Here is a 17,324-nt window from a genome sequence, read left to right as displayed (position 1 = left end):
AAGGCTGTCATGTCACTACTGCGCGACGACGCCCTGTCGGTTGCCTTCGACCGTGCCGCGGACCGCTACGACCTGCTGGTCGCGGCGAGCCCCGGCTACCACGGACACCTGCGCCGCTCGGCCCGCCGTCTGGGGCTCCCGGACGCGGGCCGCGGCGCCCGCGTCCTGGACCTGGGCTGCGGCACCGGCGCCTCGACGGCGGCGCTGTTGTCGGCCGCCGGCGGGGCCCGCATCACCGCGGTGGACGCCTCCGCGGGCATGCTGGAACGGGCCGCGGCCAAGGACTGGCCCGCCGGCGTCGACTTCGTACGGGCGTCCGCCGACCGGCTCGGCGAAGCGGGCGCCCGCGGGCCCTTCGACGCCGTCTTCGCCGCGTACCTCATGCGCAACGTGCCCGATCCCGACCGGACGCTGGCCCGCGTGCGGGCCGTGATGGCGCCGGGCGCACGGATCGCCGTGCACGAGTACGCACTCAGCGGGAAGCCGGCGCACCGGGCACTGTGGACGGCCGTGTGCCGGACGGTGATCATGCCGCTGGGCCGGGCGGGCGGCGACGCGGGGCTGTACCGGCACCTGTGGCACAGCGTGCTGGGCTTCGACACCGCGCCGGAGTTCGCCGCACGGATGCGGGCGGCCGGGTTCACGGACGTGCGGGTGCTGCCGCTGCCGGGATGGCAGACGGGGATCACCCACACCTTCGTCGGCCGGGTCGCCGCGTGAGCGGGGCCGTCCCGGGCCGGGACCGGCGGGCCCGGCGCGTCGAGGCTCGCGGCGGTCGGCCGCGGGTCGAACGGGACGGGCCGCGGGTCGCCGTGGTCGGCGGGGGCATCGCGGGCCTGTCGGCGGCCACGGTGCTGGCCGAGCGCGGTGTGCGCGTCGTCGTCTTCGAGCGGGACGCGCAGCTCGGCGGCCGGCTGGCGGGGTGGGGGACGCGGCTGGCGGACGGCTCGGAGGCGACGATGAGCCGTGGGTTCCACGCGTTCTTCCGCCAGTACTACAACCTGCGGGCGCTGCTGCGGCGGACCGATCCGGGGCTTCACGGGCTGACGGGTCTGGCGGACTATCCGCTGCGTCACCGCGACGGCGGGCAGGACAGCTTCGCACGGGTGCCGCGGACGCCGCCGCTGAGCGCGCTCGGTTTCGTCGCGCAGAGCCCGTCGTTCGGCTGGCGTGATCTGGGGCGGATGAATCCGCGTGCGGCTCTGCCCCTCCTCGATGTCGGTGTCCCGGGGGTGTACGAGGCGCTGGACGGTGTGAGCGCCAGTGAGTTCCTGGCCTCGATCCGGTTCCCGGAGGCGGCGCACCATTTGGCGTTCGAGGTGTTCTCGCGGAGCTTCTTCGCCGATCCGGCGACGCTGTCGGCGGCCGAGCTGGTGCTGATGTTCCACATCTACTTCCTCGGCTCCAGCGAGGGGTTGCTGTTCGACGTGCCGCGCGAGCCGTTCCCGCAGGCCCTGTGGGATCCGCTGGCCCGCTACCTGGGCGGGCTCGGCGTGGATGTGCGTACGGGCACGCCGGTCCGCGAGGTGCGCCCCGTCGGCGAGGACCGCGTGGAGGTCGTCGCGGGAGCGGCGGTCGAGCAGTTCGACGGGGTGGTCCTGGCCCTGGACACCGCGGGGCTGCGGGCGGTGGCGGGCGCGTCGCCGCGGCTCGTGGGTCCCGCGTGGCGGGCATCGGTCGCACGGCTGCGTACGGCGCCCCCGTTCCTGGTGTCGCGGCTGTGGCTGTCGCGGCCGGTGGCGGGCGGCCGGCACGGGTTCCTCGGCACGAGCGGCTTCGGCGACCTCGACAACGTGAGCGTCCTGGACCGGTGGGAGGGCGAGGCGCACCGGTGGGCGTTGCGGAGCGGCGGTTCGGTGGTGGAGCTGCACGCGTACGCGGTCGATCCGGCGGAACGGCGCGGGGACGTGGAGGAGCGGCTGGTGGGCCGGCTGCGTGAGGTGTATCCGGAGACGGTGCACGCCGCGGTCGTGGATGTCCGGCACGAGTGGCGGGAGGACTGCCCGCTGTTCACGGTGGGCGGTTACCGGGACCGGCCGGGTGTGCGGACGGGCGATGCGCGGGTGGTGGTGGCCGGGGACCTGGTGCGTACGGGTCTGCCGGTGGCGCTGATGGAACGGGCGGCGACGAGCGGGTTCCTGGCGGCCAACGCGCTGCTGGAGCGGTGGGGGGTGCGGGGCGAGACGCTGTGGACGGTGCCGGACCGGGGCCGGTCCGCGGCGGGCCGGCTGTTGGCGGGGCTCGGCCGGCGGACGCCCGGCATGCCGTAGTGCCGGTACGGCTCGGGGCCGGTCCCCTCGACGGCGGCGGGATTCAGCCGGGGAAGCGGCCCGTGCTGCGCAGGTCCCAGCGGCGCTCCGCGTAGGCGAGGTCGTCGCGCCACAGACGGCCGGCGGTGCGCCGCATGAGGGGGCGCAGGAGGGGGGCGGCGGCGCGGGCGAGGGCGAAACCGGGGCGGTGGGAGGTGGCGATGACGGCTTCCGTGACCCGGGTGCGGGGGCGGCCGTCGCGGCCGGTCCCGAGCGGGGTGGCGTGGGTTTCCACGACGGAGCCCCGGCCTTCGCCCTCGGTGATGTGCATGACGACGGTGCGGGGGCCGGGCGCGGTGAACTCGGCCGTCACGGGCACGACGATGCGGTGGGCCACCTTGAAGGAGACGCGCACGGTCAGGACGTCGGTGTCGGCGCCGTCGTCGAGGACGGTGAGGTCGACGAAGGAGTAGGGGTGGAACCACGCCCCGTGCCAGGGGTCGAGGCGGTTGGCGACGATGTCCTCGGGCTCACAGGCGCCGGTCCCGGTGTAGACGGCGGCGAGGGCGGCAGCGGCGGGCGGGCGGACCGGCACGGCGGGGGCCGGGAGGGGTTCTTCGCGGCCGTGGTCGTCGAGGCGTACCCAGGCGAGGACGCCGTCGTCGTGGGCGGGGTAGGGGTTCCATCCGGCGAAGGGGGCGCCGGTGAGGGCGAGTCCGTGCCAGGGGCAGACCAGGGTGCCGCAGCGGACCGGGGCCTGGGCCAGCGCGGCGCCCAGGTGCGGGCAGGCGCCCGGTCCTGCGACGAGCGCCCCTTCGGCGTCCCGCCAGGCCACGATCTCGGTGCCGTCGACCGTGACGCCGTACCCGGTGTCCGTACGGACGGAGCTGCTGGGGCCCAGGACGTACCAGTTGCCGGTGGGCCGGGCCCGGGCCCGTTTGAGGGCGGCGTCGATGAGCCGGGGCGAGGCACTGCGCCAGGTCGGTTCCTGCCGGTGCCAGGCCACCCGCTCGCGGCGCAGACTGACCGGGATGCGGCGGCGGGGGGCACGGGAGTTCATCGGGCCGGCTCCTTGGCGGGGGCGGTGGGGGCTGTCAGGCGGCCGGCCGCGATCCGGGCCAGTCCGGCGGCGGCGACGGCCGCCCTGCGGGTCAGGGGGACCACGGAGCGGCGCTGCACGCTGGCGTACCCGTCGCGTTCGACGGCGTCGAGGATCTCGCCGTAGAGGATGTAGGCGGTGCGGACGCAGGGCCGGGAGCGGGGTTCGAGCATGTTCAGGCCGGGTTCCGCCCTTGCGTAGAAGCGCCGGGCCAGGGCGGTGGCGGAGCGCAGGGCGTGGGTGATGCGGGGGTCCCGGCGGCCGGTGCGTCTGCTCCAGAACAGCAGGTCGCGGTCGACGCCTTCGGCGGCGAGGAGGTCGGCGGGCAGGTAGACACGGTCGCGGTCGAGGTCTTCGCCGACGTCGCGGATGAAGTTGGTGAGCTGGAACGCCTCGCCGAGGGCGGCGGCGTGCGGGGCGGCTTCGTCCCGGGGGGCGGTGTGGCCCAGCACGGGGAGCATCTGGAGGCCGATGACGGCGGCGGAGCCGTGCATGTAGCCGCGCAGCGCGTCCAGCGTGTCGTAGTCGGTGACGGTGAGATCGCTGCGCATGGAGGCGAGGAAGTCGTCGAAGTGGCTGTGGGGGATGCGGTAGCGGTGGGCGGTGTGGGCGACGGCGGTGACGACGGGATGGTGGCCGGTGCCGCCGGTGATGGCCGTGTGCAGGTCCCGCGAGAGGGTGCGGAGCCGCCCGGCCCGGTCGCCGGGCCCGGTGGGGGCGGCCAGGTCGTCGACGATGTCGTCGGCCAGCCGGGCGAAGGCGTAGAGGGCGTGCACGGCGGGGCGGCGGGAGGCGGGCAGCAGCCGGGTGGCGAGGAAGTACGTCTTGCCGTGGCGGGCGTTGAGGCGGCGGCAGCCGTCGTAGGCCGCGCGCAGGGCGGGGTCGGTGATGGCGGCGGCGTCGAGTTCGCGTCGCGTCATGCGGGGCGGCCTTCCTTCGCTGCGGGCAGGGGCGGCGTGGTGCGGGGGCCGGCGGGCAGGCCGATGATGCGGGCGGCGGCGAGGCGGCCGGAGATCAGGACGGTGGGGACGCCGACGCCCGGGGTGGTACCGCAGCCGGCGAGTACGGCGTTGGCGGTGCCGCGTACGAGGTTGCGGGGGCGGAAGGGGCCGGTCTGGGGGAAGGTGTGGGCGACGGAGAAGGGGGTGCCGGCGGCGTGCCCCTGGGTGGTCCAGTCGGCCGGGGTGACGAGGACCTCGGTGTCGATGGCGTCGGCGAAACCGGTCAGGCCCCGGCGCTCCAGCTCGCGCAGCAGGCTGTCCCGGTAGCGGGGTCCGAGGTCATCCCAGGAGGCGGCCGGGGGGCCGACGGCGGTGTTGGGGCAGGGCGCGAGGACGTAGTGGGCGTGCTTGCCGGGCGGGGCGAGGCCGGGATCGGTGGCGGTGGGCCGGGTGATGAGGAGGGAGGGGTCGCTCATCAGGCGGCCGCTGCGGGTGAGTTCGTGGAAGGTCTGCTTCCACGCGGCGCCGAAGGAGATCGTGTGGTGGGCCAGCTCGGGCCAGGTCCGGTCTGTTCCCGCGTGCAGGACGACGGCCGACGGGGAGTGGCGCAGGGCGAGCGGGCGGCGGGGGCGGGCGCCGAGCAGGCGGTAGGAGACGGGCAGGTCCGGGGTCAGGACGACCGCGTCGCAGGGGATGCGCTGCCGGTCGGTGACGACGGCGGTGATCCGGTCGCCGATGCGGTCCAGGCGGGTGACGCTCTGCCCGTAGTGCAGGGTTGCGCCCGCGTCGGCGGCGGCCGCGGACAGGGCGGCGGGCACGGCGTGCATGCCGCCTTCGGGGAAGTACACGCCGGCGATGGTGTCCATGTAGGCGATGACGGCGTAGGCGGCGAGCGCGCGGGCCGGCGGGACGCCCGCGTACAGGGCCTGGAAGGAGAAGACGCGCTGCAGTCGCTCGTCCGTGATGAACCGGCCGATGGCGGGCTGGAGGCGGCCGAATCCGCCCAGGGCGGCGAGGCGGGCCAGGTCCGGGTGCAGGAGCGAGAGCGGCGAGTCGAAGTTGGTGTCGATGAAACGGCCCATCTGCGCCTGGTACAGGTCGTGCAGCCAGAGGCGCAGGCGGCGGTAGCCGGCGGCTTCGCGTCCGCCGGCGAAGCGTTCGATCTCCGCTTCCATGGCGTGCCCGTCGGTGTGGACGTCGAGGCTGCTGCCGTCCGCGAACCGGGCGCGGTAGGCGGGGTGGAGGGGGTGCAGGGTCAGCCGGTCGGACATGGTCTGGCCGACTGCGGCGAAGGCCTCCTCCAGCAGGTGCGGCATGGTCAGGACGGTGGGGCCGGCGTCGAAGCGGTAGCCGTCGTGTTCGATGAGGCCGGCCCTGCCTCCGGGGAGGCGGTCGCGTTCGACGAGCGTGACCTGACGGCCTGCGCCCAGGAGGTGGAGGGCGGCGGAGAGACCGGCGAGGCCCGCGCCGACGACGACCACGTGGTCGGTGCGGCCGGTGATCGTCCTCATCGGGTGCCCCCGCGGTGGGCGGCGGGTTCGGTGCCGGCGGCGTCCGGCGGCGGGGGCGAGGCGACCTGTCTGAGCATGTCGGTCAGGTGCCGGGCGGCGGGGCCGTGCAGGCGCGCTGCGGCGAGGTGGCGTTCGGAGGCGCGCACCAGACGGTCGATGCGCCGTTCGACGTGCGCGGGCGCTCCGGTGGAGTGAAGGGCGGCACGGACCGAGGCGAGGGCCGGGCCGGAGAGGGGGGCGCTCCCCCGGTGGGCCTGGAGGAGGTCGACGACCTCGGTGTTGCCGGTGGCGCGGGCGCGCGCGTGGGCGAGGGCGAGGAGGTACGTCGCCTTGCCGGAGCGGATGTCGTCGCCCGAGGGCTTGCCGGTGACCGCCGGGTCGCCGAACACGCCCAGCAGGTCGTCGCGGAGTTGGAAGGCGATTCCAGCGCACCGGCCGGCGGAGGCCAGGGAGCGGCGGGTGGCGTCGTCGGTTCCCGTCAGCGCGGCGCCCAGGGCCAGGGGCTGTTCGACGGTGTAGCGGGCCGTCTTGAGGCAGACGGTGCGGATGGCCTGGACGGCCGAGCGGGAGGACGTCGCCTGGCCGTGGAGATCGAGGTACTGCCCGGCGACCATCTCCGTCCGCATGGCCCGCCAGACCTGCAGGACGTCGGTGCGTACGACCGGGTCGAGGTCGGCTCCGGCGACGAGGTCGTCGGCCCAGCACAGCGCGAGGTCTCCGGCGAGAACGGCGACGGACTGGGCGAACGGCGCCGGGCCGGATTCCTCCGGGAAGGTGCCCGCCGGGAACTGGAGACCGATCTGCGCGTGGAAGGAGGGCCTGCCGCGGCGTACCGCCGACTGGTCCATGACGTCGTCGTGAACCAGGGCGCAGCTCTGGATGAGTTCGAGGGCGGCAGCCAGGCGCAGCGCGCCGGGGACGTGGGCGTCGGTGCCGCCACAGGCGCGCATGGCCCACCACAGGAAGCGGGGGCGGATCCGTGAGCCGCCGCCGAGGGTGAAGTCGGCCAGGCGTTCCGCGACGTCGGTGGCGAAGACCGGGTCGAGCGTCCGGCTGTACGCGACGGATTCGGCGCACAGGCGTGCCAGTTCGCCCGTGACGGCGTGGGCGACGTCGGCGTCGACGGTTGCCGCGGCGGTGGGCCGGGAGGCGTGTGCGGTCTGCCGTTGGGGGGTGGTGATGAGGTGGCGGGCGACCGACTTCGCGTGCATAAAGTCCTCCGTGTCGTGAAGTGGTGCTGCCACCTGTTCCGCGTTCACCCGGCGCTCGGATGCGCTCTCCCCGCGGCCCTGACGGTGTGAGGCATTTGTCCCCCACGGGCGGAGGGGATCAGACAGCTCGCGCTGCCCGTCCACCCGATGGGTGCATCGGATGCGGGCCGAGCGGCGGCCGGGCCGAGGCCTTCGCCGGATGTCGTTCGCGCTGCCCGGCGCAGCGCGTACAGCTGATCTGCCCGCCCGTGTCGCGAGGGCTCGCCCGTGTCGAGAGGACCGGCCGGCCGGCTGCCGGGGCTGTGCCTCCTGTCGGCAGGGCCTCGTCCGAGGCTGTGAGATCGGCCGGCGGCTCCGCCACCCGGGTCCATGGTGCGGAAGGCGTCCGTTCGTCCGGGCCCCGAAACGACGGCCGCGCCCCACCCGTCCGCGGCCGTGGAGGGACGGCTGCGGCGGGCGGGGCGCGGTCGAGGTGGTTCGGGGCCTGTCAGAGGGCGGGCGGGAACCTGTCCCACGCACGGTGCTCGCCCAGGGCTGCGGTGATCGCCTGCACGGTCGCCGCACTGCTGTCGCCGAGGGTGACGCCGGGTTCGTCGGCGGTGATGCCGGTGGATACGAGCAGTTGCTCCGCGCCGTTCCAGCCGCCGATGGCCTTGCCGTGGCGGAACGCCTCGGTGAGGAGGAGCAGGACGCGCGGGTCGGGGGCCGCGGGGGGCAGGGCCGTGCCGGCCTTGGCATCCCGGGCGCCGTAGGCGTCTGCGCCGGCCTGGGGCGCTCCGGCGAGCAGGAGGGCGTCGAATTCGACGGATCGGGCGGTGGCGAAGGTCCGCTGCACGGTGACCGGGCTGCCGTCGGAGCCCAGGGTCCCGCCGGTCGGGGCGATGACGAGGGGAACCATTCCGGCGTCCAGGATCGCCTGCCGCGCGGTCCGTACGCCGTCCAGGTCGGCGTCTGCGTCGGCGATGATGCCGACGACGCGGCCGTCCGTGGGCCAGGTGCCTCCCATCTGGGAGAGGGCGGCGCTGGGGTCCGCGCTGGCGAGCGGCACGGTGGCCGCGGGGGCGGGAAGTCCGAGGCCGGTGGCGACCTCTTCGCAGAGCTGCGGGTCGATGTTCGCCAGGACCTTCAGGGTGCGTTCCTTGACGGCCTGCTCGTAGCACTTGTTCAGCTCGAAGGTGTAGGCGGCGATGATGTGCTCGCGCTCGGGCGGGGTCATGCTGAGCCAGAACTGGCGCGGCTGGCTGAAGTGGTCGGAGAACGAGGCGGGCGCCTCACGGACCTTGCTCGCCGCGGGAACCTTCACGGGCGTCTCGATGAACGCGCCCATGTCGGCGCCGGCGAGGAACGGGCAGCCGCCGTCGAGGCTGTTGGGCCGGTACGGCGCGACGCCCGTGTGGACGGCCGTCTGGTGCATGCCGTCGCGGAGCATGTCGTTGACGGGGGCGTGCGGCCGGTTGATGGGGATCTGGCCGAAGTTCGGGCCGCCGAGCCGGCTGATCTGGGTGTCGAGGTAGGAGAAGAGCCGGCCGGCGAGCAGCGGGTCGTCGGTGACGTCGATGCCGGGGACGAGGTGGCCGGGGTGGAAGGCCACCTGCTCGGTCTCCGCGAAGTAGTTCTTCGGGTTGGCGTTCAGCGTCATCAGCCCGATGGGCTGCACGGGGGCGAGCTCCTCCGGAACGATCTTGGTGGGGTCGAGGAGGTCGATGCCCTCGAACGTCTGCTCCGGGGTGTCGGGGAAGACCTGGATGCCCAGCTCCCACTGCGGGAACGCGCCCGCCTCGATCGCGTCGGCCAGGTCCCGGCGGTGGAAGTCGGGGTCCATGCCGTTGATCAGCTGGGCCTCCTCCCACACCAGGGAGTGCACGCCGAGCTTCGGCTTCCAGTGGAACTTCACCAGCACGCTCTCCTCGGCCGCGTTGACGAGGCGGAACGTGTGGACCCCGAAACCCTCCATCATCCGGTAGGACCGGGGGATGCCGCGGTCGGACATGTTCCACAGCGTGTGATGGGTGGCTTCGGTGTGCAGGGAGACGAAGTCCCAGAACGTGTCGTGGGCGCTCTGCGCCTGCGGGATCTCCCGGTCGGGGTGCGGCTTGCCGGCGTGAATGACGTCGGGGAACTTGATCGCGTCCTGGATGAAGAAGACCGGGATGTTGTTGCCGACCAGGTCGAAGGTGCCCTCTTCGGTGTAGAACTTCGTCGCGAACCCGCGGGTGTCGCGCACGGTGTCCGCCGAACCCCGCGAGCCGAGGACCGTGGAGAACCGCACGAACACGGGCGTTTCCACGTCCTTGGCCAGGAACGCGGCCTTGGACACCTCGCCGGCCGTTCCGTAGCCCTGGAAGACGCCGTGGGCGGCGGCGCCGCGGGCGTGGACCACGCGCTCCGGGATCCGCTCGTGGTCGAAGTGCATGATCTTCTCGCGCAGGTGATGGTCCTGCAGCAGGACCGGCCCACGGGCTCCCGCCTTCAGGGAGTGGTCGGTGTCGGGGAGCCGTGCGCCCTGAGCGGTGGTGAGGTACGCGCCGCTCTGTGCCCTGCGCGTCTGCTCGGCTCCGGTGGCCTGGCCGGTGGGGCTCACGGTCTCCGGCCCCTCCTGGTCCGCTTTGGGCGGCAGGGGCTCCGCGGGCTGCATCGGCTCGGCCACGGGCGGCGGCACCGGCCCGGGCTTGCCCGGTACCGCATCTCCGTCGGCGTCCGGGGTGGCGTTGTCGTGTGCTGCGCTCATGATCTCTCCTCGAAGGTCTGCGGAACGTCTCGGTCACGACCGGAGAGCCGTGGGGCTCAGGCGGACTCCCCCGTCACAGGAGTTCGCCGGGGGATGGCATCTGCCCGGCGTACCGGGCGGGCCGGGTACCGCGTTCGCCGCCTACCCGTTACGGAGAGAAGAACCCGCCCGCGGGAAAGAATGGTCCACGCCGGGAGAATGCCTTCGAAACACACGGCCCGTTGCGGGGGCGGCCGCGAAAAGGACGGTCAGTACGGCGCACCTGCATCTCAGCGTGCCTGGACACCTGTGTCGCGATCGGATGTCGGCCAGACGTACGGAACGTCGTTCGGAACGCCGGGGAAGTGCCTGCCGTAGAAGTCGGGGTCCTTGCGCACCAGCGCGGACTGGTGGCCGCGGTGGAAACCGGGGTCACCGAGCCAACGGGGGCAGGTCTCCGTCGGCGGCCAGCTGCTCCTGCGTCCTCGTCCGCGCGTCCGGCTGCCAGGCTCGGAGGTCTCCGACCAGCGTGGTGGCGCACGTGTCGCTGCGCCCTTCCGCCGTCCACACCGCGCACACGTCCAGTCCGTAGCGCACGAGGGCCTCCTCGTAGCCCGCCCACATCCGTACCGCAGGGTGCCTGCGCCAGCCGTACCCCGGGACGATCAGCCCGCGCAGCACCTGTACGGCTTCGACCCGCTGCTTTCCGAGCCGGCGCGCGTCCAGCACGGCCGCGGAGGCCTGGAACGATGCGAACGGAAGGAAGGTCTGCACGGCTCTCTCCTCACTCGCTGCGCTCGGTGTCACCACCCGGGCCGTAGTCACAGGTGTCAGAGCGGCCTTCGGCTGATCCGTGCGCCGCGCCTGCCCGCGGTGGACGGTGAAAAACGTCTCCGACCGGGCCGCCGGCGCGGCGGCGCGGGCGTACGACGAGCCGGCCCGCACACAGGGCGAGGCTCGTCACATGGGGCGTGCGCGGCGGAAGCGCCGCGCGTGAGCACGGTTCGTCGGGGCAGGCGGACGGCGGGAGGTGGTCCTTCTTGCCCGGACGGGTGGATGCATCACAGAAATTCCGGTCGGCCGTCGCTGAGCGGGCCGACCATCTCAGGCGTGCGGTGAAGGAGGCGGGCAGCGAACGGGACGACATGCTCCGCGGCGCGAAAACCGTGGTCGCGGCCACGGCGGCGTGGTTGCTGGCCCGCTACCTGCTGCCGCCGACCGTGTCGACCTTCGCGCCGTTCACCGCCCTGGTGGCACTGCAGGCGACCGTGTACCGCTCCGTCCGCGACTGCCTCCAGTACGTACTGGCCATGGCGGCGGGGGCGGCGCTGGCCGCCACGCTGGCAGCCGTGGCCGGCATCCACGGGTGGACGTTCGGCCTCCTCACCCTCGCGGCGCTCTGTGTCGGCACGATCCGCGGCTTCGGACAGCAGGGCTCCCAGGTCGCCGTCGTCGGCTTCTTCGCGTTCTCCTCCGGCCAGGGCCGGATCGACTACATCGGCCACCTGGTCGCGTCCGTGGCCATCGGCGCGCTCTGCGGCCTCGCCGCCCACCTCGTCCTCGCACCCGCCCGGCACACCGACCACCGGCAACGTGCCGTCGCGGACCTCTACACCGCGATGGCCGACCGTCTCGGCGATCTGGCGGACACCCTGGAAGCCACCGATCCGGATCGCGGGCACCTGCGCCAGTGGCGCGGCGACTGGAGCAGGCTGTCCGGCGAGTGCGAGCGGATTCGGCAGGCCATCGAAGCAGAGATCGAAAACAGCCGCATGAACCCCCGCCACATCGTGAGCGGCCCGGACCGGGCCCTCCCCCGCGCGCGGGAGGCCGTTGCGCTGGCCGAACGCGTCATGGACCACCTCCGCTCCCTGACCCGGACCCTGGACCACGCCCTCGACAGCGGGGAGCTCGAAGGCCTCCCCAGCTCGTTCCGACCCCGTTTCGGCGCCGTACTGCGCGCCTCGGCCTCCGCGATGGAGGAGATCGGCCAGAAGCCCCCCAGTGATCCGGTCCTCCTCGACGCGAAGTTCGACGAAGTGGCCTCCGAGCTGGACCAGGTGCAGCGGCACGAACGGACGGCCCCGGAGGCCTCCCCCGCCGTCCATGCCCTGCAGGGCACCCTCGTGACGGATGCCGGGCGCCTCTTGGCCGACCTGCGATCGGGCCGGCCGGCTCCCGTGGACGCCTGAGGGCGTCCAGCTGGGCACATGAACGGCGCCGTGGATCAGCTTCTGGCGCACCACACCTCCACAGACCACATCAATAAGGGGTGAATCGCGGCTTCTGCGCTATGGACACCGGATGTTCGGGTAGCCGGTCAACAGGAACGGCACGAACTGCCAGGACCTCGGCAAGACGCCCGGGCAGACCGGCGCCACCACGACCACCCGGGCGGCCGGCACGGCCCACTGGGGCCCGGCGGCTCAAGGCCGCCCCCCACCCCGCGAGCCGACCCCCGCCGACCGCCCGAACCCGGAGACCGGAGAAGCGAATGCAGTCCCACGAAGCTCCCCGCCCGCCCGACCCCGTGACCCGCCATCCCCGTCCTCCGTTTCCCGATCAGCAGCAGGACCATCCCGGCTCGACCGAGCGCATGGACCCGCGGCCGGACCACGGCGAGGACTCCTACCGGGGCCACGACGTCCTCCTCGACCGCGCGGCCGTCGTCACCGGCGGCGACTCCGGCATCGGCCGGGCGGTGTGCCTGGCCTTCGCCCGTGAGGGCGCGGACGTCGTTTTCACCCATCTGCCGGAAGAGACGGCCGACGCGGACGAGACCGCGCGGCTGGTCCGCGAGGCGGGCCGCAAGGCCTTCCCCGTGCTCTGCGACATCCGTGACGAGGCCCAGTGCGCGGCTCTCGTAGACCGGGCGGTGAGCGAGCTGGGACGCATCGACGTCCTCGTCAACAACGCGGCCTACCAGATGTCGCAGCCCGACGGCATCGAGGCCATCACGACGGAGCAGTTCGACCGGGTGATGAAGACGAACCTGTACGGGATGTTCTGGCTCTCCCGCAAGGCTCTGGCCCACATGCCCCGCGGCGGTTCGATCATCAACACCACCTCCGTGCAGGGCTACCAGCCCAGCCCCCACCTGCTCGACTACGCGATGACGAAGTCGGCGATCATCTCCTTCACCCACGGCCTGGCCCAGATGCTCGCCGAGCGCGGCATCCGCGTGAACGGGGTCGCGCCCGGGCCGGTGTGGACGCCGCTGATTCCCGCGACGATGCCCGACGTGAAGGAGTTCGGTGCGCAGTCGCCGCTGGGCCGGGCGGCTCAGCCGGCCGAGATGGCGCCCGCGTACGTCTTCCTGGCCTCGCCTCAGGCCAGCTACATCACCGGGGAGATCGTCAATGCCACCGGCGGGACACCCTTGCCGTGACCGCCGGGCGGTGGGCGGACCGGCCCGGCACGGTACCCGCCGACCCGGCGCCGAAGCCGAAGCGGCCCCCGTCCGGCCGCCGGAATCACGCGGGAACCCGCCCCTAAGGCCTGCACCACGTGTCGGTGGAGGGGTCGTACCGCACCAGACCCCGGGCTTCGAAGGCGCGCAGCCACCCCTCCATCGGCCAGGTGCCCCAGCGTGTCCTGTAGAGAGCCCCGTTGCGCAGGATGTCGTCGAGGTGCCGGACCGGAGGGCTTTCGGCCGGATGGTACTGGTGGTAGGCCGGGGCGCCCCCCACCCACCACAGGTCCACTCCCCGCCGGGCCGCGGTGGCGGCGTAGTCGGTGTCCTCGGCGCCGTATCCCGTGTACTCCTCGCAGAACCCGCCGACGCGTTTCCAGGTGGCGGCCGTAAGGGAGAACGACAGCGACCAGAACAGCCGGGGGTCCCCCCCGCGCACGACCTGCCCCTGCGCGGGTGCCGGGCGGGCCGGATGCGGCGGTGCCATGTCGGCCAGTTCGTCCAGCCGGTAGCCGCCGGCGGGCCGAGGCGGCAGGTAGGCGACGGTGCCGCACAGCAGCGAGCCGTCCCGGGCCGCGCGGGCATAGCCGTCCAGGAGGCCGGCGCCGGGGACACAGTCCACATCGAGGAAGACGAGCAGGTCCGCTCCGGTCGCCAGCGCATGCCCGGCGCCGGCGTTGCGGGCGGCCGCCAGGGGCAGCCGCCCGCCCTCCAAGGGCACGGTCAGGACGTCGGCGACCGGGTTCCTGCCGGTGACCACATCCGGAATCCCGGGGTCGGCCATGGAGACGACCACGTAGTGGTCCGGCGTACGCGTGCCGCGGAGGAGGCCGTCCTGCTGGAGGCGCAGGTGGGTGTGCCGGCCGGCCGCGAGCGTGATCACCGCGGTGCGCACGCGTCCCGCTTTCCGGCGCGCCGGGCCAATTCGGTCAGCAGCCGTCCGGCTCTCCGGGCGCCGTCGCCGGTGCTCCAGCACGTCCACCGGTCCTGCGAGGCGGCTGCCGTCTCCAGCAGGTCCGTCCATGCGTGCGGGGGCGGCCAGCTGGCGCGTACGGTCGCCAGGCCTGCCGCGCGCAGGGCGCGCGCGGTGGCGTGCTGTTCCCCGTGGGGGCGGTCCTGGGGGATGACGATGGTGGGGACCCGGGCCGCCGCGCACTCCGCGACGGCGTTCTGTCCCGCGTGGGTGACGATCACGCTCGCGCGGCACAGAACGGGCCACGGGTCGTCGACCCAGGGGCTGTGGGGTCCGCCGAGCACGGTCCACGACCAGTCGGGGGTGGCCCGGGCGGCTGCCTGGATCTGGCCGGTGGCGAGATCCGCTCCGCCGGCTCCCAGCATCACCACCACCTCCTTCTCCTGGAGGCGGTCGGCGACGCCGCGCACTCGGACGTCCCGGCCGTCGTATCGGGAGATGCTGCCCGTGTGGAGGGTCTTCGCGTGCCAGTGCGCCGGCCAGTCCGGTTCGGGGAGGGACTGTGGCCAGGGAGCGATGAGGGCGTCCGCGAGGTCGTAGGCGAGGCGGTGGGCTTCGTCCCCGCGGTCACCGCGCATGGCCGCGACCACGACGGGCGTCCCCATGAGACGGGCCAGGGTGGCGGCCTCCACCGATACGTCGCTGACGAACAGGGCGGGGCCCTCACAGCGGATCCACTCGGCGACGGCGCCCATGCGTTCGCGGTGTTCCGGGTGGTGGGCGGGGACCCAGTGCAGGCGCCCCCGGGCCGTGGGGTCGACGGGGTCGGCGGCGGCGTCCGGCGGGAGGGATACCCAACCCCCGCTCCACGACGCCGGCTTGGGCAGGGAGGACAGGATGGTCACCGGATCCTGCACGTGTGCGGCGATGCACTCGGCGCGGTGCAGGTGTCCGCGGCCCTGGTGGTGGACGTAGTAGCCGATCACCGCGCCACCTCCTCGTACAGACTGGTGTAGGCGTCGGCGGCGCGGTCGAGGCAGCAGAAGTCCTCCGCCCGCCTGCGGGCGTCGCGGCGGTCGAGCTCCATGACCCGCGGGATGAGCTTCGCCAACGCCTGTACGTCTCCCGGTGGGGCCAGGAGGCCGCAGCGGGGCGTGAGGATCTCCGACAGCGCGCCGCGGTCGAATCCGCACACCGGCGTGCCGCAGGCCAGGGCCTCGGCCACCACCAGCCCGTACGGTTCGTCCCAGCCGGGCGTGACCAGGGCGGCGCTCGCGCTCCCCAGGAGGTCGGCGAGCTCCCGTCGGTCCAGGTGTCCGACGTAGCGCACGTCGTCGCCGAGCAGGGGGGCGACCCGGTCCTCGAAGTACGCCCGGTCCGAGACCGGTCCCGCGATCCGCAGCGGCATCCCGGCCGCACGGGCCGCCTCGATCGCCAGATGGGGTCCCTTCTCGGGGACGAGGCGGCCGGACCATACGAGGTCACCGCCGCCCGGGCCGGGCTTCCAGAAGTCCATGTCGATGCCGTTGCGCACGACGCGGGCGGCGGGCACCGCGGGCTTCCAGGCGCCGGCGGTGAAACGGCTGACGGCCGTGAACGTCACCGGGCAGCTGTCCTGGGCCGTGATCGCGGACTCCAGCCACGGGGTGGGCGGCGTGTGGAGCGTGGTCACCACCGGGATCCTCAGGGCTGCGGCCATCGCGACGGGCAAGTAGTGCAGGCTGTTGTTGTGGACGACGTCGAACCGGCGTTCGCCGTCTCGCGCCAGGTCCAGCATCAGGCCCAGGTAGGCGTGGTGCTCCTCCATCCACGTCACGTTCGGCATGCTGGCATCGGAGCGGGCCGCATCGCTCAACACGGTCCGGCGCACGGGCAGTTCCCGCGCGCCCAGCTCCGGGTCGGAGCCCGGCGCGGCGAAGAGCTCCACGTGGTGGCCGCGCCGGTGCAGGGCGCGCGCCAGCCACCACGTATGGGCTTCCAGGCCTCCCGCGAAGGGCTCGCTGATCGGGAAGCGGGCCGATGCGATGAGGGCCACCCTCAGGCGGCTCATCGCAGGGTGGTGGCGTACAGAGCACGGTGGGCGGCGGCGAGTTCGTCGCGCTCCAGCGTGCGCTGCTGCACCGTGGCCCGGGGTGCGGGTCGCTCCTCGTACGCCGTGCGCACCGCCTCGCGCAGCGATTCCTCGTCGAGCCCCCCGCGCTGGGTGTGCCCGTAGGTCAGGCAGGGGCGCTGCTGGGCGTAGAAGCCGCAGTCCGGCGCCGCGACGGCGGTGCCCAGATCGTGGCACGCCTCCAGCCATCCGGAGTGGGTGCCGAAGCGGTAGGGCAGCACCGACAGGTCCAGGGACGCGAGGTAGTCCCAGAGCTGTTCGTCGTCGTAGTAGTCGTGCACGGTGAGGGCGAGGCGGCCCCGGTCCGCGAGTTCTTCCAGGACCGACAGGAGCTGGGGAGCGTGGGCCGCCGACGCGGGATCGGCCACTTCGCGGTGGATGTTCACCTGGAGCTCGGCGTCGTCGAGCTCGGCCACCGCGTCCGCGAGGACCCGCACGACCGGGAGCACGGCCATGTTGGGACGCAGGCTCTTGGCGTGCACCCCGACGCGGAACCGGTCGCGGGGCGGCCGGGGGCGGGTGAGGCGGGACAGTTCCACCACGTGCGGGTGGGGCAGCACGGTCGCCGTCCGGTTCCAGCGGCTGCGAATGGCCTGGGCTGCGCCGGGGGTGAGGGTGACCAGGTGGTCGGCCGCGGGGATGACGACGTCCAGGGCGGCATCATGGGTGGCGGGGTCGGGCTGGTGGGGGTTGCGGAGGTCGTGCACCGTGTACACCAGGGGCTTCCCGTGGTGGCGGAGGGTGTCGACGAGCGCGGTGAGCTGGGCCGGGCTCTGGGCGTCGAAGCCGAAGTGCAGGTGGAAGACGTCGAAGTCCTCGTGGTGGCCGTTCACCCAGTCGGGGTCGAGCATGACGGGTGGCCACCAGCGCTGTGACGCGCTGGGGGCTCCGTTGGGCCGGGGGTCACGCAGGCGCCGCACGCCGTCGGGCTCCGGGGCGGAGCAGTGCCGGACGTACACGTGGCCGGCGGGGACGGAGGCGACCCGGATGTCCTGGGAGGGGCCTGCGTTCGGGGGCTGCCGTTCGGTCACGGTGGGTTCCTTCGGTCAGGGGCGGCGACGGACCGCAGCACGGTGCGTGGACCGGTTCCAGTGTGTTGGGCGCCGGGCGGGCACGCATCCGGGGCTGGGGGCGTGCGGCGCGCCCTGCGGCGGCGGGGCGGTCGGCGGAG

13 protein-coding genes and 1 pseudogene are annotated in these 17,324 nt (G+C 73.7%); 4 read left to right on the top strand and 10 right to left on the bottom strand.

What is annotated here, in order from left to right:
* The first annotated feature begins 9 nt into the window (after positions 1–9).
* Both ACFWW8_RS20155 and ACFWW8_RS20150 read left to right on the top strand, forming a co-directional pair.
* Complete coding sequence (locus tag ACFWW8_RS20155; RefSeq protein WP_386530330.1) at positions 10–720, top strand: class I SAM-dependent methyltransferase; 711 nt, start codon at positions 10–12, stop codon at positions 718–720.
* On the top strand, positions 672–2,270 hold the full coding sequence (locus tag ACFWW8_RS20150; RefSeq protein ID WP_386530329.1) for an FAD-dependent oxidoreductase: 1,599 nt from the start codon (positions 672–674) through the stop codon (positions 2,268–2,270). Before ACFWW8_RS20155 ends, ACFWW8_RS20150 begins: the two co-directional genes overlap by 49 nt.
* Before the next feature lie 43 nt (positions 2,271–2,313).
* Here the strand turns inward: ACFWW8_RS20150 and ACFWW8_RS20145 are convergent, their stop codons facing one another.
* From ACFWW8_RS20145 to ACFWW8_RS20120, 6 genes and pseudogenes are all read right to left on the bottom strand, one after another.
* The gene (locus ACFWW8_RS20145; protein ID WP_386530328.1) at positions 2,314–3,309 is read right to left on the bottom strand and encodes a DUF5914 domain-containing protein; all 996 of its coding nucleotides are present in this window, start codon (positions 3,307–3,309) and stop codon (positions 2,314–2,316) included.
* A complete protein-coding gene (locus tag ACFWW8_RS20140; RefSeq protein WP_386530327.1) occupies positions 3,306–4,268 on the bottom strand; it encodes a phytoene/squalene synthase family protein in 963 nt (320 codons plus the stop codon). Before ACFWW8_RS20140 ends, ACFWW8_RS20145 begins: the two co-directional genes overlap by 4 nt.
* A complete protein-coding gene (locus ACFWW8_RS20135; protein WP_386530326.1) occupies positions 4,265–5,800 on the bottom strand; it encodes a phytoene desaturase in 1,536 nt (511 codons plus the stop codon). Before ACFWW8_RS20135 ends, ACFWW8_RS20140 begins: the two co-directional genes overlap by 4 nt.
* The gene (locus ACFWW8_RS20130) at positions 5,797–7,011 is read right to left on the bottom strand and encodes a polyprenyl synthetase family protein (RefSeq protein ID WP_386530325.1); all 1,215 of its coding nucleotides are present in this window, start codon (positions 7,009–7,011) and stop codon (positions 5,797–5,799) included. The genes ACFWW8_RS20135 and ACFWW8_RS20130 overlap by 4 nt, the downstream gene beginning before the upstream one ends.
* A gap of 487 nt (positions 7,012–7,498) precedes the next feature.
* Complete coding sequence (locus ACFWW8_RS20125; protein ID WP_386530324.1) at positions 7,499–9,739, bottom strand: catalase; 2,241 nt, start codon at positions 9,737–9,739, stop codon at positions 7,499–7,501.
* 269 nt (positions 9,740–10,008) lie between these two features.
* Positions 10,009–10,492 (bottom strand): annotated as a pseudogene (locus tag ACFWW8_RS20120) (MSMEG_6728 family protein).
* A 341-nt stretch (positions 10,493–10,833) separates the two neighbouring features.
* On the opposite strand from ACFWW8_RS20120, the gene ACFWW8_RS20115 reads away from it, so the two are divergent.
* Both ACFWW8_RS20115 and ACFWW8_RS20110 read left to right on the top strand, forming a co-directional pair.
* The gene (locus ACFWW8_RS20115; RefSeq protein ID WP_386530323.1) at positions 10,834–11,910 is read left to right on the top strand and encodes an aromatic acid exporter family protein; all 1,077 of its coding nucleotides are present in this window, start codon (positions 10,834–10,836) and stop codon (positions 11,908–11,910) included.
* A 302-nt stretch (positions 11,911–12,212) separates the two neighbouring features.
* Entirely contained in the window at positions 12,213–13,106 is an 894-nt protein-coding gene (locus ACFWW8_RS20110) for an SDR family oxidoreductase (RefSeq protein WP_386530322.1), read from the top strand.
* Between the two features lie 103 nt (positions 13,107–13,209).
* On the opposite strand, the gene ACFWW8_RS20105 is transcribed toward ACFWW8_RS20110, so the two are convergent.
* Genes ACFWW8_RS20105 through ACFWW8_RS20090 form a run of 4 tightly spaced genes read right to left on the bottom strand, consistent with a single transcriptional unit; the run spans position 13,210 to position 17,184 of the window.
* Positions 13,210–14,025, bottom strand: coding sequence for a glycosyltransferase family 2 protein (locus tag ACFWW8_RS20105; RefSeq protein WP_386530321.1), 816 nt, complete (start codon positions 14,023–14,025; stop codon positions 13,210–13,212).
* On the bottom strand, positions 14,010–15,029 hold the full coding sequence (locus tag ACFWW8_RS20100) for a glycosyltransferase (RefSeq protein WP_386530320.1): 1,020 nt from the start codon (positions 15,027–15,029) through the stop codon (positions 14,010–14,012). The genes ACFWW8_RS20105 and ACFWW8_RS20100 overlap by 16 nt, the downstream gene beginning before the upstream one ends.
* A complete protein-coding gene (locus ACFWW8_RS20095) occupies positions 15,026–16,093 on the bottom strand; it encodes a glycosyltransferase (RefSeq protein ID WP_386530319.1) in 1,068 nt (355 codons plus the stop codon). The genes ACFWW8_RS20100 and ACFWW8_RS20095 overlap by 4 nt, the downstream gene beginning before the upstream one ends.
* Positions 16,090–17,184, bottom strand: coding sequence for a glycosyltransferase family 1 protein (locus tag ACFWW8_RS20090; protein ID WP_386530318.1), 1,095 nt, complete (start codon positions 17,182–17,184; stop codon positions 16,090–16,092). Before ACFWW8_RS20090 ends, ACFWW8_RS20095 begins: the two co-directional genes overlap by 4 nt.
* Between the last annotated feature and the right edge of the window lie 140 nt (positions 17,185–17,324).

This window comes from Streptomyces sp. NPDC058701, assembly GCF_042715295.1.
GTDB lineage: Bacteria > Actinomycetota > Actinomycetes > Streptomycetales > Streptomycetaceae > Streptomyces.
The sequence above is the reverse complement of the archived record's forward strand: the minus strand, read 5'-3'. Positions and strand labels throughout refer to the sequence as shown.